This window comes from Rhizobium sp. AN73 (assembly GCF_030757975.1).
Lineage (GTDB): Bacteria > Pseudomonadota > Alphaproteobacteria > Rhizobiales > Rhizobiaceae > Agrobacterium > Agrobacterium arsenijevicii.
Genome location: NZ_JARWME010000002.1, coordinates 251,173 through 265,288, shown reverse-complemented (window position 1 = coordinate 265,288; position 14,116 = coordinate 251,173). Strand labels below are relative to the sequence as shown.

Here is a 14,116-nt window from a genome sequence, read left to right as displayed (position 1 = left end):
AATTCAAGTATCCTTACGTAGCCAACCGCCTGTAAGCGCTTCGGCCAGATAGGGGATGCCGTTGACCTTCGCCATCTCGGCCATGGCCAGATTGTCGTAACGTATCTGGCGGAAATAGACCTGCCAGCCGCGTGCGGTCTCTTCCAGCACGGCGTAGCTGGCAAGCGGGTGCCCAACCTCGACATGATGGTCGAAGGGCGTGTTATCCTTCCAGCCGGGGCAACCAACGCTGCCGGGATTGACGATCAGCCGGCCATCGGAAAGCTGCACGGTGCGGGCGATATGTGTGTGGCCGCACAGCATAAGCGGCTGCGCGATACCTTCCGCCATGGCTTCGATTTCGGCCAGCGGCCGTAATTTCAGAACACCTTCCGGCGAAAGTGTCTCGAGCCAATATTCCAGATCGCCACGCGGCGAACCGTGGCAGCAATAGGCAACATCCTTGAAGACTATGCTGAACGGCAGGGTGTGCAGCCAGTCCAGATGTGCGGCCGTCAGCTGCGCGTGGGCCGGTTTTTCCCAGCTCCCCATCTCTTCCGGCGCACGCTCGATCAATTCGCGGTCGTGATTGCCACGAATGCTCGGTATCCAGTTGCCGAGCAGCACATCACCGGTGAAACCTGCTTCCAGCGGCCCGCTGAAACAATCGCCGAGATTGACGACATCCTCGATGCCGAGCCTCGCGATATCGCACAGCCTCCAGTGCGGCGCAGTTTCCATGAATATCGGCGATGGCGGCAAAGATCATGGCGGTCAGCTTCCTCGATAGGTGGAGTAACTATAAGGCGAAAGCAGAAGCGGCACGTGATAATGGCCGCTCTCATCGGCAATACCGAAACGTATTGGAATAATGTCGAGAAAGGCCGGCTCCGGGAGCGCAACACCCTTACCGCGCAGGTAATCGCCGGCATGGAAAACCAGTTCGTATTCCCCCGCCTTGAAACTGTCGCCGACAAGCAGCGGACCGCCATCGACGCGGCCATCGCTATTGGTCTCAACCGTCTTTATCTTCTCGCGACGATCACCGGAAAGCCGGAAAAGTTCGATCGTCAGCCCTTCAGCGGGCGTGCCATGGGCGGCGTCGAGGACATGGGTGGTCAAACCGGTCATGGGTTGGGCTCCGCGATCATGTAGGGCGCATCGAAGAAATGCTCTTCCAGATTGTTGCCCGGCCCCTCGCGATCGGCAACCAGAAAATCCGAAATCGCCTGCAACGGCATCAAGGGGTAATGCCAGACGTTACGGCGGTAGTTCACGCCCTGATCGCCGCGCGCCAGAAATACCTGCGGCCGACCGGGCTTGCCGCCGTCATCCTCGGCAACGACGACAAGGAAGGGTCTGCCGGACAGTGGCGAAAAACTCTGGCTGCCGAGCGGGTGCCGCTCCATCATCTCAATTTTGTGGGGAAAGATACGTGGCTGTCCGCGGAAAATATTGAGAATGATACGCGCACCATCGCCCGCTGCCTCCGGTGCTGCAAGCGCATGATGCCGCTCGGTCTGGCCGCCATTGATGTGCCGCATGGAAGAGGGCGTTATTTCGATCACATCACCGAAGGATGCGAACGCCTCTTTGGTCAGAGGCCTTATCTCGAGAAAATCAGTCAAATGTCATTCACCTTGAGCATGCCAGTTGCGCATCGCCTGCAGTTTGGCGAGCAGATCGGGGATTGTGGTTTGTGCCGTTTCCCAGATGATTTCCATATCCAGAGCAAAGTAGCCATGAGCAATGCGGTTTCGCAATCCACGAACCGCATGCCACGGAAAATCGGAATGTTCGACAACGAAATCAGGGGAGGTTTCTACCAGCCGAACCGCGGCCTCGCCGATGACGATCAGGCACATTCCGATTGCATGCTGGGTTCGCGCATCAGAAAAGAATTCATCTTTCTTCATCCCGGCAACGAACCCGACAGCGGCAGTTGCCGCCCGCTCCATATCGGCAAGGTGGTCCAGCCGACGGTCCTTGCTCATATGGGTTTTGCCTCGGAGAGGACTTTGCCCCTTATGCGGTCGGGAAAATCCCCCGGCGTCAATAAATGGATTTTTGTACCGAGCATCATCTGCTCCAACTCATCCTGCAAACCGCCAAGGCTGAGCAGTGTAGAGCCCGGCAGCGCATCCACGAGAATATCCAGATCGCTGTCCGGCCGGTCCTCGCCGCGGGCGACGGAGCCGAACACGCGCGGGTTTGCCGCGTTGAAGCGCTTCGTCGCTTCGCGGATCGCTTCCCTGTTCTTTTCCAGCACCTCGGAAGGTCTCATGGCCTCAATCTCCAGACAGCGCGATTATAACGGAACCGCCGCCGATCACCAGTTCAGCTCTCCGGCAACATCGAGGAAAGACGCAGCCATGCGATCTTTTCCACCTGCGCCGTGGCGGTCGCAAATTCTGTCGCCGCATCGTTACCGATACGCGCCTCGAAGGCGGAGAGAATATCGTGCCTGTTCAACCCCTTGACCGCAATGATGAACGGAAAGCCGAATTTTTGCGTATAAGCGGTATTCAGCTCGGTAAAACGTGCATGCTCCTCCGGTGAAAGCCGGTCCAACCCGGCGCCCGCCTGCTCGTTGCGGCTGTCGGCAGTCAACTCACCCGCAATGGCCAGCTTGCCGGCAAGATCGGGATGCGCTCGCAGGACGCCGAGCCTCTCCGCCTCGGATGCGGCGCGGAACTGGACACACAGCGCCGCGTGAACCGCTTTTGCCGTCAAGGCAGTGTCGATACCGCCAGCGTCATAGGCCCGTTCGGCGATGAAAGGCGAATGTTCGAACACATCGCCAAAACGGGCGACAAATTCCTGCTGCGTCACCATCACAGGGCCGCCGGCTTGTGATTTTCATGCCAGTGGCGGGCGATGTCGATCCGCTGCGGGATCCACACCTTGTCATGGCCCAGCACATATTCGATGAAACGGCGAAGGGCTGCGGCGCGGCCGGGGCGGCCGACGAGACGGCAATGCAGGCCGATGCTCATCATCTTCGGCGCGCCTTCAACTCCCTCCTGATAAAGAACGTCGAAGGCATCCTTCAGATAGGTGAGGAACTGGTCGCCAGAATTGAAGCCCTGAGGCGTCGCAAAACGCATGTCGTTGGTGTCAAGCGTGTAGGGAATGATCAGGAACGGCTCGTCCTTCTGCCCTTTGACCCAATAGGGCAGATCGTCGGCATAGGAATCCGATGAATAGAGAAAGCCGCCCTCTTCCATGACGAGCCGCAGCGTATTGTCGGAAGGCTTGCCCTGATACATGCCAAAGGGGCGTTCGCCCGTCAGTTCAGTATGCAGGCGCACGGCTTCGGCAATATGTTTGCGCTCTTCCTCTTCGGAAAAATCCTTGTATTCCAGCCAGCGATAACCGTGGCTGGCAATCTCCCAGCCAGCTTCCTTCATCGCCGCAACCGCCTCGGGATTGCGCGCCATCGCAGCGGTCACGCCATAAACTGTGGTGGTGACGCCAAGCCCGGTGAACATGCGCCATAGCCGCCAGAAACCGGCGCGTGAGCCATATTCGTAGATCGATTCCATGTTCAGGTTGCGCTGGCCGGGCCAGGGCTGTGCGCCGACGATTTCCGACAGCAGCGATTCCGACGCCTTGTCATTGTCGAGAATGCAGCTTTCGCCGCCCTCCTCGTAATTGATGACAAATTGTACGGCAATGCGCGCACCGCCCGGCCATTTCGGATCGGGCATATTGCGGCCGTAGCCCACCAGATTACGGGAGTAGTTTTCGGAAATCATTCAGCCACCTAAAACATCTCTCCCGAAACGAAAGCCGGTTCTGGGAGACATGAGCAAAACAAACATCCAGAACGTGCCAGCCCGCAACAGGTGAACACGACACGCTTCAGACATGCGATGCGCGAACGGTAGCATCCGCATCCGGAATGTCGAGAGCAATTTTGCCGACATTCCGATGCTTTTTTGTGTACGATTTCTGAGCGGCGTTTCTCAGGCGATCTTGCGGGCGGACACACGGCCCATGGGATGCAGCGAATGCACGCGGAAAGGCGCGCCGGGTTCATCCTCGATGAAAAGCGCAAGGCTGGAAAAAGACAGCGATCGGGTAAGCAACGGCTCGAAAACCTTGCGCACGGCGCGCTCGATCCTCTGGCTGCTGGAAGGCTCGACGCCGCCCGTCAGCGACATCTGAAAACGGAACTCGTCCATCACATGCGGGCTGCCCCAGCGATGCAGATTGGTCAGTTGCGACGCCGAAAGCCGGTCCGGATCCGCCCGCTCGATCTCCGCTTCGGAGAGCGGCGCGCGATAACGGTCGAATTCCTGCACCACGCGGGCCGCAAAGAAATGCAGCACTTCGCAGGGGCGTTCGGGAACGAGACTGAAGACATTGTCGTGTCTTGCCACCACCAGTTGTGGCAACGTGAACGGATCCTGCTTGCCGGAAAAATACATCAGATCGCGCAACAGCGCTGCCTCGGAATGGCCTTCAGCAAGACGGAACGGGGCCTTTATCGTACCGTGGAAACCGTAACGGCGCGGCAGGGCGGTGTGGTAGGAAATTTCCTGCATGCCAAGATCGATCGTGCCCGGCGGCTCCACCGCATGGCCCGAATAGGCATCGCGCCCCAACCACGCGGCGGCAGCCTGCGTCAGGGGATCATTGGGGGAAGGCGTGAAATGAATGGCGTATCGCATGCTGTCACCTCGCCGCAAATGCGGTCAAACCGGGCTCTTTGCAGGCCAGCAAGTAAGCGATTTGCGTAACAGATTAACGACGTGGACCGAACTAATCAGAACTTTCTAAAGTCCTAGACGCAATACTCACGTGTTCTTGAAGGCGAAAACCCGAAGGCACGTCAAACGTGTGACCGCACACGGCCTGCAACGCAGCATCGGCAAGGAAATGGGCAAGGCCGAAGCTGACCTTGAAGCCACCCGACAGCGCGACGAGTTTCGGATATTCGGAGAGCGCTCCCACCATCGGGTCCCTTCCCACCGCCTTTGGCCGCAGCCCGGCCCAGCGTTCGAGCACCGGTGCATGGGCAAGCGACGGCACCACTGCGCGCGCATCCGCAAGTAGTTTTTCCAGCTTCTCATCGGTACCGAATGGATCGGAAAAACAATCTTCGCTGGTACTGCCGATGGCGACGGTGCCATCCTCATGCGGCACGATATAAAGGCCGTTCAGGAATACGACCGGCATGGCCGGGTCGACCGCCGCATCGAGGAGTGCCGCCTGCCCCTTCACCGCCTGTCCAAGCGCAATGCCGGGTTCCAGGCCGATGGCATCGCGAATCAGGGCGAAAGAACCGTGCCCGTTCGCAACAACAACGTGGCCGAAGAGAACCTCGTCTCCCGACGACAGCACCGCACGCCCACCATCCGGATCAAGCGAGACAACACGGCACTGTTCCGCCAGCCGAACATGCCGGGCACTCCGCAGGAAGGCAGCTAGCAGCGCGACCATCGCGCGGGGCGCAACCCTTGCGGCCAGCGTATCCAGCACAAAGCCCGCCTGCCCCGCCGCGTCGTCCACCCATCCCGCGACAGGAGGGCCGTCACTGACATGCCAATGGAACCGGCGCTCGTCTGATACCCAGTTTTCCCCGGCATCCCGCTGATGCCGCTCGGCAATGTTGCGAAGATGCGGTTTCGGCAGGGGGATGATCCGGCCGCAGCGCCGGTAACCGGCGGAAAGTCCGGTTTCGGCTTCCAGCCCGGCGATCTCTTTCTCCAGCGCGACGAGGGCATCGAACTGGAATTGCTTCTTGTCCGACCAGCGGTCCGGCATATGCGGCATCAACGCGCCCAAAAGCCCGCCGCTTGCGCCATCGCCAAGACGGCCCGCCTCAACCAGCAGGGCATCAATGCCCAGCCGCTCCGCCTTGACGGCGGCCCAAAGACCCATAATGCCGCCGCCGATGATGAGGAGCGGCACGGAGCCCGGCAATCCTGGTGCCGGCAATCTTGGTGATTGACCCGGTTCAAAAGCGGGATTATCGGCTTTAGCCATGAAACATTCCAACGAAACTATCGCAGAGACCAGCCCGGATACCCGTTCGGCAACCGGAGAAACCCAGACGGCGCTCGACTGGCGTGAGGGGGATATGCCCTATTCGCTGGCCTTTGACGATCATTTTTATTGCCAGACGGATGGCAGGCTGGAATGCGGCCATGTCTTCCTGTCCGGAAACGGCCTGCCGCAGCGCTGGCTTGAACAGGAAGGCACCTTCCGCATCGGCGAACTCGGCTTCGGCACCGGCCTCAATCTCTGCGAGACCTGGCGTCAATGGAAAGAGACCCGGAAAGAGGCGTGCAACGGCCGCTCGACGCTGCATTTCATGTCCTTCGAACTCTACCCGATGAAGACGGATGAAATCGACCGGGCGCTTTCCCGCTGGCCGGAGGTGGACGCCGAACGCAAGGCGCTGGTCGCCCGTTGGCCCGACGAGCCGAAGGGCGAAGTCGAGATCGAACTGGACGACCAGACACGATTGACGGTGGTGTGCGGCGAAGCGCTCGCTGGCATTGCCAGCCGCACCGAAAGCTTCGACGCCTGGTTTCTGGATGGCTTTGCCCCCGCGCGCAATCCGGACATGTGGTCGCTGGAGATCATGCAGGCGCTGTTGGGCAAGACCGCACCGGAAGGCACATTCGCCACCTATGCCGCCGCCGGCTTCGTCCGCCGCAATCTCATTGCCGCCGGTTTTGGTCTGGAACGCCGCAAAGGTTTTGCCGGGAAACGGGAAATGCTCTGCGGCATCAAGCCGTCGAGCTGAGGCGACCCCGAACATAGCAACCGTCCCGCATTGTCAGGCGGTCGGCACGTCGCGACGCGGCATGCTGTCTCCAAGCCACTGCGCAATCTTGTCCTCGAGAATTTCGGGACTGATGGGCTTCGACAGATAGTCGTCCATGCCCGCAGCAAGGCAAAGCTCGCGGTCCGCCTCCTGCGTATGCGCGGTGACGCCGATGATTGGAACATGCCGGCCGTCGGCGGCGGCCTGTTCGGCGGCGCGGATGGCCAGCGTCGCCTGGTGCCCGTTCATGACAGGCATGGAGACATCCATGAGGATGACCGCGGGATTGTGCTCCTCCCACGCCTGAACGGCCTTCTTGCCATTGCCGACAATCAAGAACCGCAAACCGGCCTGCTGCAAAATCTGCGTGAAGACGATCTGGTTGACGTCGTTGTCTTCGGCCACCAGCACATCGACAAGGCAAGGCCGGCTCCGATTTGGAGCCGACGCTAGAGGCGGCGCAACCCGCCGCTTCTTTTCAACGGGGCTGTTTTCCGGCCGAACCGGCTTGTCATCGCCACCTGCCCCCAGCGCCTGCGGGTGTTGCCGGGCGCGCTTCTGCCGCACATCCCGCACCACATCGAACAGGGTGGAGCGCAATAGCCGCGCCCGCGCCGGCTTCATCAGATGCGCCTGTATACTGAGATCGGTGAACAGGGTTTCGTCACCGACGACATCCATGGATGTCAGGAAAACAATGGCGATATCGTCGAAACGCGCATCCGCCCTGATCCGCTCGACCACGTCCAGCCCGTTCATAACAGGCATGTGATAGTCGAGGATTACGGCGTCGATGGCAAAGCCGAGCGACACGGCCTCATCCAGGATGGCGATGCCCGAAGGCCCGTCCGCGACTGCGTGACCGTCGATACCCCAAGTATTGAGCTGCTCCGTCAATATGCGGCGATTGACATCATTGTCGTCGACGACGAGCACCCGGATATCCTGGATCGTGACTGCAAGAAGCGGAACGTCGCGCCGTTTTTCCGTGACGTGAAACGGAATATTGACCTCGAAGGTCGATCCCTTGCCGACTTCGCTCACCACATTGATCGTGCCGTCGAAAAGACCGACGAGACCGACCGTGATCGCCAGTCCCAGCCCCGTTCCCTCGTGCCGGCGCGTCGCGGAACCATCGACCTGACTGAACTTATCGAAGATGGTCTCGAGCTTGTCTGTGGGAATGCCGATGCCGCTGTCTTCGACGCGAAGCGACAAAATCGTCTCTGAAGCTTCCGCCGACTGCGCCGATAGCTCGATCAGCACATGCCCCATTTCCGTGAACTTGACGGCGTTGCCGACAAGATTGGTGACGATCTGGCGGAACCGTCCGGCGTCCCCCATGACCTTGCCGAAAACCGACGAATCGATCCGCACGACCAGCTCTATGTCCTTTTCCAGCGCCGCGGAGGACAGAAGCGAAACCACATCCTCCACGGCTTCCGCCGGATCGAAAGGCACGCTGCGCAGCTTCATCTGCCCGGCCTCGATCTTGGAAAAATCGAGAATGTCATTGATGATCGTCAGCAGCGCGTTGCCGGATTTGACGATGATATCGGTGAAGGTCTTCTGGCGCGTATCCAGATTGGACTTGGCCAAAAGCTCCGCCATGCCGAGCACGCCGTTCATCGGCGTGCGGATTTCGTGGCTCATATTGGCCAGGAATTCCGATTTGGCGCGATCCGCCGCTTCCGCCCGTGAAAGCAGCCGCTGCAACTCCTCCTCGCGCATCTTCATCTCGGTCACGTCGGTAACGATGATGAGCCAGTAATTACCGGAACTGTTGGTGGCCTCCAGATTGAGCCAGGTTTTGCCGGCGACATGGATGAGCCAGGAGAACGGCCTGTTGGCGGCGATATTCTCTTTCCACGCGCTCAGCGTCGCCGCCGCTTCGTCCGCAGTGCCGAAATCGCCGCGCCCGGCGCAATGGGCAAAGAAACCGGACCAGTTGCAGCCTTTTTCCAGCAGCTGCGGCGGCACGTCGAACATTCGCACCACGGCCTCGTTGGACATGATGACGGTGCCCTGCTCGACAAGCACCAGCCCCTGCGCCATGGCGCGGGTGGCGCCCTGCATATATTCGCCGACACGCTCAAGCTCGGCCTTCGCCTTGCTGATCTCGGCATCGCGCATGCGCACATCTGTCACATCGGCATAGGTACTGAGGATTTTTCCGCCATCGAGGCGGGTTTTCGAAATGACCGTGACCTTGCCGCTTTTGCTGCGCACCTCGCGGGGCGTGAAAGCCTCCTCATTAAGAAGCCGCTCGGCCCGCTGAATATAAAGCTCGTCGAAGGGCACGTCGCCGTAGTCGTAAAGGCCGCTTTCGAAATTCATTTCCATGAATTCGCGATAGCTTTTGCCGACCAGCGACTTCTCGTCGCCGATTTCGCCCCAGACTTCGTGGAAGAACGGATTGACATATTCGATGACAAGATCGGCGTTGAGCAGCAGCACGCCCACCGGCAGGGCGTGAAGGACAGCCTCCAGCTGGCGATGCATCGCCTCGGCCTGCGCCTGCGCCGCAATCAACGCATTTTCCCGGTCCTGCAGCAGGCTGACATCGGTGACCGAGCCAACCAGATAATATTCGTCGTCAGGTGTCACCACCCGCCCCGCACGGGTAATAACCGGAACGGAACCGCCATCCGGCAGCGGCAATATCTCTGTCCTCTCCGTCGCTTCGCCGGTCTTGAGAAGACGCTCGTTTTCGAGCTGGAATTCATCGCCGGAATCCGGAAACATCTCGCGTTCCGTCATCCCGATGAAGTTGGCGAGATCGTCTCCATAAAGCTCTTCATAGGCCGCATTGGCAAAGGTCAGCCGCCTGTCGTGATCGCGCAGGAACACCGCCACCGGCAATTGCTCAAGGGCTGCACGCAGCAGCCAGGTCTCGCGGATCTGTTTGCTAAGCAGGTTCTCATGCGCCTTGAACTCGGTCACATCGACGCGAAGCCCGACCAGCATGCCGTTTTCCAGCCGCTTGTTGACCATGCGCACCCAGCGGCCATCGGCAAACTGCTCCACCCTTTCGAGATAGGGCAGGGAAAAGTCCCGCAACTGCTCCTGCAGCCAGGCTTCGTATTCCGGATCGTTCTCTTTTCCTTGGCGGTAACCGCTCGAAAAATAGACCGCCTCCATCAGCGTCTCAAGCCGGGTGCCCGGCTTCAGCTCCACATTGAAAGAGCTGTAGAATTCCACGAAACGCGCATTGCAATAGACCAGCCGGTTTTCACTGTCATAAATCACGATGCCGGCATCGATGAGATCGATCACCCCGCTGCCGAACAGCAGGTCGGCGCTGCCGCCGTCCGAGACACCCGCCAAGATGGCAGCCGGTTTTTCCTCGAATACCTCGAACAGGAACAGATTGCCGTCATCGCCGGTGAAACGTTCGCAGCGCAGCGTGTAAGGCCCCGACGCCGCCGCACCATGGCAGGCGATCACCTCATCCGTGGCGAAGACCAGCGAGCGGCGCTCCCTGTCCTCGCGCTCGGCATCGCGAATATCTGCGGAAAGAGCAAGGCTGGTGTGACCCTTGAACGCCTCGGGCGAACGTCCCATGACCCGGCCATAGGCGGCGTTGACCATGAGGTAGCGCAGCTCGCTGTCCTTGATGCACGCGGGCAAATCCAGGGCGGCGATGGCCCCGTAAGCTTTTTCCAGCAACCCGCGACCCTCGGTCAATCGATACTCCACACCGTGCAGTTCATCCTTTTCGAATCAAATATTTCCGGACGTCATTGCCAAAACGTTATGTGAGAAAACAGCTATTTGCTACGTGCGGAATGGTCGCTTTACCCTTTTTTAACCATAATTATTCGTAACCGTCCGCGCCGCATCGGCAATCGCCAGCCCACCTTCTGCATGGCTGCCATGCGCCGCCGCGAGGCGGTGTTACAAAACTATTGCTTGACTTTAGCCCACAAAACGCCCACATGCCGGTCAAGCTTTCACCTTCGGCAGCCGCGTGAGCTGCAGCGTATGACCAAGATGACTTGGCCCGCATGAAGGAAAAGCGCAACGAATACAGAAGACGGCGCTTTGCCGCACTGATGCGCAGAAAGTTATTCCAACCCACAAGTTCCCAATTCACGCGGGGTTCTTGACGCCGAAACCGCCGGACAGCAGCAACTGCTCCGGACGATTGGTTTTTGGCGCCCCGAAAGGCAATACTATTGACCAGTTTTAGCGAACTCGGCCTCTCTGAAAAGATTGTGGCCAGCGTTACCCAGCTTGGCTACACCACCCCTACCCCCATTCAGGCAAAGGCCATTCCGCTGCTGCTTGAAGGCCGTGACCTCATCGGCCTCGCACAGACCGGTACGGGCAAGACGGCCGCTTTCGGCCTGCCGATCATCGAAATGCTGATGAAGCAGGCCGACCGCCCGGCAAACCGCACCACCCGCACCCTCATCCTCGCACCGACCCGCGAACTGGTGAACCAGATCGGCGAAAACCTGCGCTCCTTCGTGAAGAAGACGCCGCTGCGCATCAACCAGGTTGTCGGCGGCGCGTCGATCAACAAGCAGCAGCTTCAGCTCGAAAAAGGCACGGACGTCCTGGTGGCGACACCCGGCCGCCTGCTGGACCTCATCGCCCGCAACGCGATCTCGCTCTCCAAGGTCACCTATCTGGTGCTTGATGAAGCCGACCAGATGCTCGATCTCGGCTTCATTCACGACCTGCGCAAGATTTCCAAGATGGTTCCGGCCAAGCGCCAGACCCTGCTGTTTTCGGCGACGATGCCGAAGGCGATTTCCGAGCTTGCCAGCAACTTCCTGACGGACCCGATCAAGGTCGAAGTCACGCCTCCTGGCAAGGCTGCCGACAAGGTCGAGCAGTACGTGCATTTCGTTGCCGGCAAGAACGACAAGACCGATCTCCTGAAGAAGTCGCTGAACGACAACCCGGATGGTCGCTCCATCGTTTTCCTGCGCACCAAGCACGGCGCGGAAAAGCTTTACAAGCATCTCGAACATATCGGCTTCAAGGTCGCTTCCATCCACGGCAACAAGAGCCAGGGCCAGCGCGAGCGGGCACTGAAGGGCTTCAAGGACGGTGAAATCAAGGTCCTCGTCGCAACCGACGTCGCTGCCCGCGGCATCGACATCCCGGCCGTGACGCACGTCTTCAACTACGACCTGCCGGAAGTGCCTGACGCCTATGTCCACCGCATCGGCCGTACCGCCCGTGCCGGCCGCGACGGCATTGCCATCGCTTTCTGCGCTCCGGACGAAACCCGTCTGCTGCACGACATCGAAAAGCTGATGAAGATCGATATCCCGGTTGCATCCGGTGAACGTCCGGCCGGTCTTGCCAGCCCGACGCGCCCGAACAACAACAACCGTGGCCGCAACAACAATGGCGGCCAGCCGCGTGGACCCCGCGAAGGCGGACGTCACAATGGCGAACCGCGTCCTTCGCGTCACCACGCTCCGCGCGACGCGGACAACGATCTGGAAGTCACGTCCGACTTCAAGCGCGTCAAGACGGCCGAAGGCGACGCAGGTCGCCCAACCGGCCCCCGCAAGCAGCGTCGCCCGGCCCGCAAGCCCGGCGGCAGCGGTGGCAACCGCCACGCGCCTGCTGGTGGCAACGGCCAGGAAAAGCGCGCTTCCGGCAACGGAAATGGCAACGGTAATCGCGGCCGTAACCGCTAAGTAACTCTGCGCGAGCCGGGCTCCCCGGCATTGCGCAGCAGAAATTGCGACGCCTGAAGGCGTCTGTCGTCAAACCCCGCAAGCTCAGGCTTGCGGGGTTTTTTGTTCTCAACCGCCCTGCGCCAACGGACGACGCCGGGACGGCAGGGTCATGGCCAGCACGCCGGCAATGACGCAGACGAGACCCACCCACATGGCTGATGTCGGCACTTCCCCCAGAAACACCATGCCGATAGCAACACCGACCGGAACACGGAGATAGGCCTGCGACGTGGTGCCGACCGAGCCGAGCGTCTGCATCAGCCGGAAATAGATCATGAAGGCGAGCGCGGTTGAAAAGACGCTCAGGCACACAAGTGCGGTCAGCGACGCCGACGATGGCGCCAATGTCCAGGGCCGGTCGACGATCAGGCTCACCGGCAACAGAAGGACGGCACCGCAGATCAGCGAGCCAGCGGCCGGCATGACGGGATCCAGCCCCTTGAAGTTCTTGCTGAAAATGGCAGCGCAGGCGTAGGAAAAGGCCGCCGTCAGCACCGCAAGCTGGCTCCACAGCGCCTCACCCGCGCCACCTAACGCATCCAGACCGATGATGAGGCAGACGCCCGTCATGCCCGCAATGGTGCCGAACAGCTTGCGCCCGCTGACCTGTTCATGCCGGATGACCAGCGCGGTGAGAAGAAAGGTGAAGATCGGCGTCGTGGCATTGAGGATGACGGCGAGACCGGCATCGATGCTCTGCTCCGCCCAGGCGATCAGTGTGAAGGGCAAGACGCTGTTGATGCAGGCCTGTACGAAGAAAAGCCGCCATGTCGCAAAATCCCTCGGCAGCCGCAGCCCGCGCAGCCGGATGACCGCCAGCAGCAACAGACCGGCAATCAAGGTTCTTGCGGCAATGAAGGTCAGGGGCGGAATGGTCTCCACCCCGATCTTGATGAAAGTGTAGGATGCAGCCCAAAGCGTGGACAGCAAGGCGAGCAGCAGCAATTCGCGGGCGATAGGATTTTGAGTGGTCACGGATCAATTTTCCAACTGCGTTCAGGATGAACCGTTCCTACCCCGGAAACAAGCATCTATGCTTCGGTGGCGGCCGAAGTTTCCACCCCGTCAAAAAAGAAGCTCCGCACGGCCGTGACCATGCGGAGCTTCAATAGAGACAGTTATGAAGACGGGATCAGGCCCGGCGCTCATCCACCGAGAAAGCACCCGGACCAGCAACGAACAGATAGAGGAAGATGAAGCAGAACAGGATTGCGGCATCACCACCATTCAGGGCCGGAAAGAAGTTGCTCGGCGCATGCGCCATGAAATAGGCGACCGCCATCTGGCCGGACAGGATGAAGGCGACGGGACGCGTGAACAGGCCGATCAGCACGAGAATGCCGCCGACGAGTTCCAGAAGCGCGGCCACCAGGAGCATCGTCGGCAAAGAGCCGTCCATCTGCGATGCCGGAAAACCGAATAGCTTCTGCGTTCCATGCGCAATGAAAAGCAGCGCCGTCATGATGCGCAGCGCCCCGAGTGCCTGCGGGCGATAGCGCGAGAGAGTGTCGAAAGTTGCCATGTTCATGTGTCCCCGTTGAAGTGGTCCCGCGCTCGATACAGTGCATTTAAGCCTTTATGGATACACGTCTCGAACACCGAAAATCACGTTTCCGATATAGCAGAACTCCCTTAAATACATAAAGGGAGG

Annotated in this window: 13 protein-coding genes and 1 pseudogene; 2 read left to right on the top strand and 12 right to left on the bottom strand. The window is 59.9% G+C overall.

Annotation, left to right across the window (positions count from 1 at the left end; all coding sequences use genetic code 11):
* Positions 1 to 3 precede the first annotated feature (3 nt).
* The 9 genes and pseudogenes from RBH10_RS11165 to RBH10_RS11125 all read right to left on the bottom strand — a co-directional run bounded on the left by RBH10_RS11165 (position 4) and on the right by RBH10_RS11125 (position 5,973).
* A pseudogene (locus RBH10_RS11165) lies at positions 4 to 748 on the bottom strand (metallophosphoesterase).
* A 5-nt stretch (positions 749 to 753) separates the two neighbouring features.
* Positions 754 to 1,110, bottom strand: coding sequence for a hydroxyisourate hydrolase (uraH, locus tag RBH10_RS11160; protein ID WP_045017501.1), 357 nt, complete (start codon positions 1,108 to 1,110; stop codon positions 754 to 756).
* Complete coding sequence (locus RBH10_RS11155) at positions 1,107 to 1,607, bottom strand: ureidoglycolate lyase (protein WP_281037169.1); 501 nt, start codon at positions 1,605 to 1,607, stop codon at positions 1,107 to 1,109. Before RBH10_RS11155 ends, uraH begins: the two co-directional genes overlap by 4 nt.
* Before the next feature lie 3 nt (positions 1,608 to 1,610).
* Complete coding sequence (locus RBH10_RS11150; protein ID WP_045017510.1) at positions 1,611 to 1,973, bottom strand: DUF86 domain-containing protein; 363 nt, start codon at positions 1,971 to 1,973, stop codon at positions 1,611 to 1,613.
* Positions 1,970 to 2,263: a nucleotidyltransferase family protein gene (locus RBH10_RS11145; protein WP_045017516.1), complete on the bottom strand. Its 294-nt coding sequence runs from the start codon at positions 2,261 to 2,263 to the stop codon at positions 1,970 to 1,972. The genes RBH10_RS11150 and RBH10_RS11145 overlap by 4 nt, the downstream gene beginning before the upstream one ends.
* A 53-nt stretch (positions 2,264 to 2,316) precedes the next feature.
* Complete coding sequence (gene uraD / locus RBH10_RS11140; RefSeq protein WP_281037170.1) at positions 2,317 to 2,814, bottom strand: 2-oxo-4-hydroxy-4-carboxy-5-ureidoimidazoline decarboxylase; 498 nt, start codon at positions 2,812 to 2,814, stop codon at positions 2,317 to 2,319.
* Positions 2,814 to 3,737 carry an allantoinase PuuE gene (gene puuE, locus RBH10_RS11135; RefSeq protein ID WP_281037171.1) on the bottom strand — a complete coding sequence of 308 codons (924 nt, stop codon included), beginning with the start codon at positions 3,735 to 3,737 and terminating at the stop codon, positions 2,814 to 2,816. Before puuE ends, uraD begins: the two co-directional genes overlap by 1 nt.
* Before the next feature lie 210 nt (positions 3,738 to 3,947).
* The gene (locus RBH10_RS11130) at positions 3,948 to 4,655 is read right to left on the bottom strand and encodes a DUF1045 domain-containing protein (protein WP_045017519.1); all 708 of its coding nucleotides are present in this window, start codon (positions 4,653 to 4,655) and stop codon (positions 3,948 to 3,950) included.
* Positions 4,656 to 4,746: 91 nt separating this feature from the next.
* A complete protein-coding gene (locus RBH10_RS11125) occupies positions 4,747 to 5,973 on the bottom strand; it encodes an FAD-binding oxidoreductase (protein WP_281037172.1) in 1,227 nt (408 codons plus the stop codon).
* Here RBH10_RS11125 and mnmD point away from each other — a divergent pair.
* A complete protein-coding gene (mnmD, locus tag RBH10_RS11120) occupies positions 5,972 to 6,739 on the top strand; it encodes a tRNA (5-methylaminomethyl-2-thiouridine)(34)-methyltransferase MnmD (RefSeq protein ID WP_281037173.1) in 768 nt (255 codons plus the stop codon). The genes RBH10_RS11125 and mnmD overlap by 2 nt on opposite strands.
* Positions 6,740 to 6,772: 33 nt before the next feature.
* Here mnmD and RBH10_RS11115 read toward each other — a convergent pair whose 3' ends face one another.
* Positions 6,773 to 10,447: a PAS-domain containing protein gene (locus RBH10_RS11115; RefSeq protein ID WP_281037174.1), complete on the bottom strand. Its 3,675-nt coding sequence runs from the start codon at positions 10,445 to 10,447 to the stop codon at positions 6,773 to 6,775.
* A 491-nt stretch (positions 10,448 to 10,938) separates the two neighbouring features.
* Between RBH10_RS11115 and RBH10_RS11110 the strand changes: the two genes are divergently transcribed.
* Positions 10,939 to 12,423, top strand: coding sequence for a DEAD/DEAH box helicase (locus tag RBH10_RS11110; protein WP_045017524.1), 1,485 nt, complete (start codon positions 10,939 to 10,941; stop codon positions 12,421 to 12,423).
* 108 nt (positions 12,424 to 12,531) lie between these two features.
* Here RBH10_RS11110 and RBH10_RS11105 read toward each other — a convergent pair whose 3' ends face one another.
* Positions 12,532 to 13,440, bottom strand: a complete 909-nt coding sequence (locus tag RBH10_RS11105; RefSeq protein WP_281037175.1) for a DMT family transporter — start codon at positions 13,438 to 13,440, stop codon at positions 12,532 to 12,534.
* 157 nt (positions 13,441 to 13,597) lie between these two features.
* Positions 13,598 to 13,987, bottom strand: a complete 390-nt coding sequence (locus RBH10_RS11100; protein WP_281037176.1) for a DoxX family protein — start codon at positions 13,985 to 13,987, stop codon at positions 13,598 to 13,600.
* Positions 13,988 to 14,116: the final 129 nt, after the last annotated feature.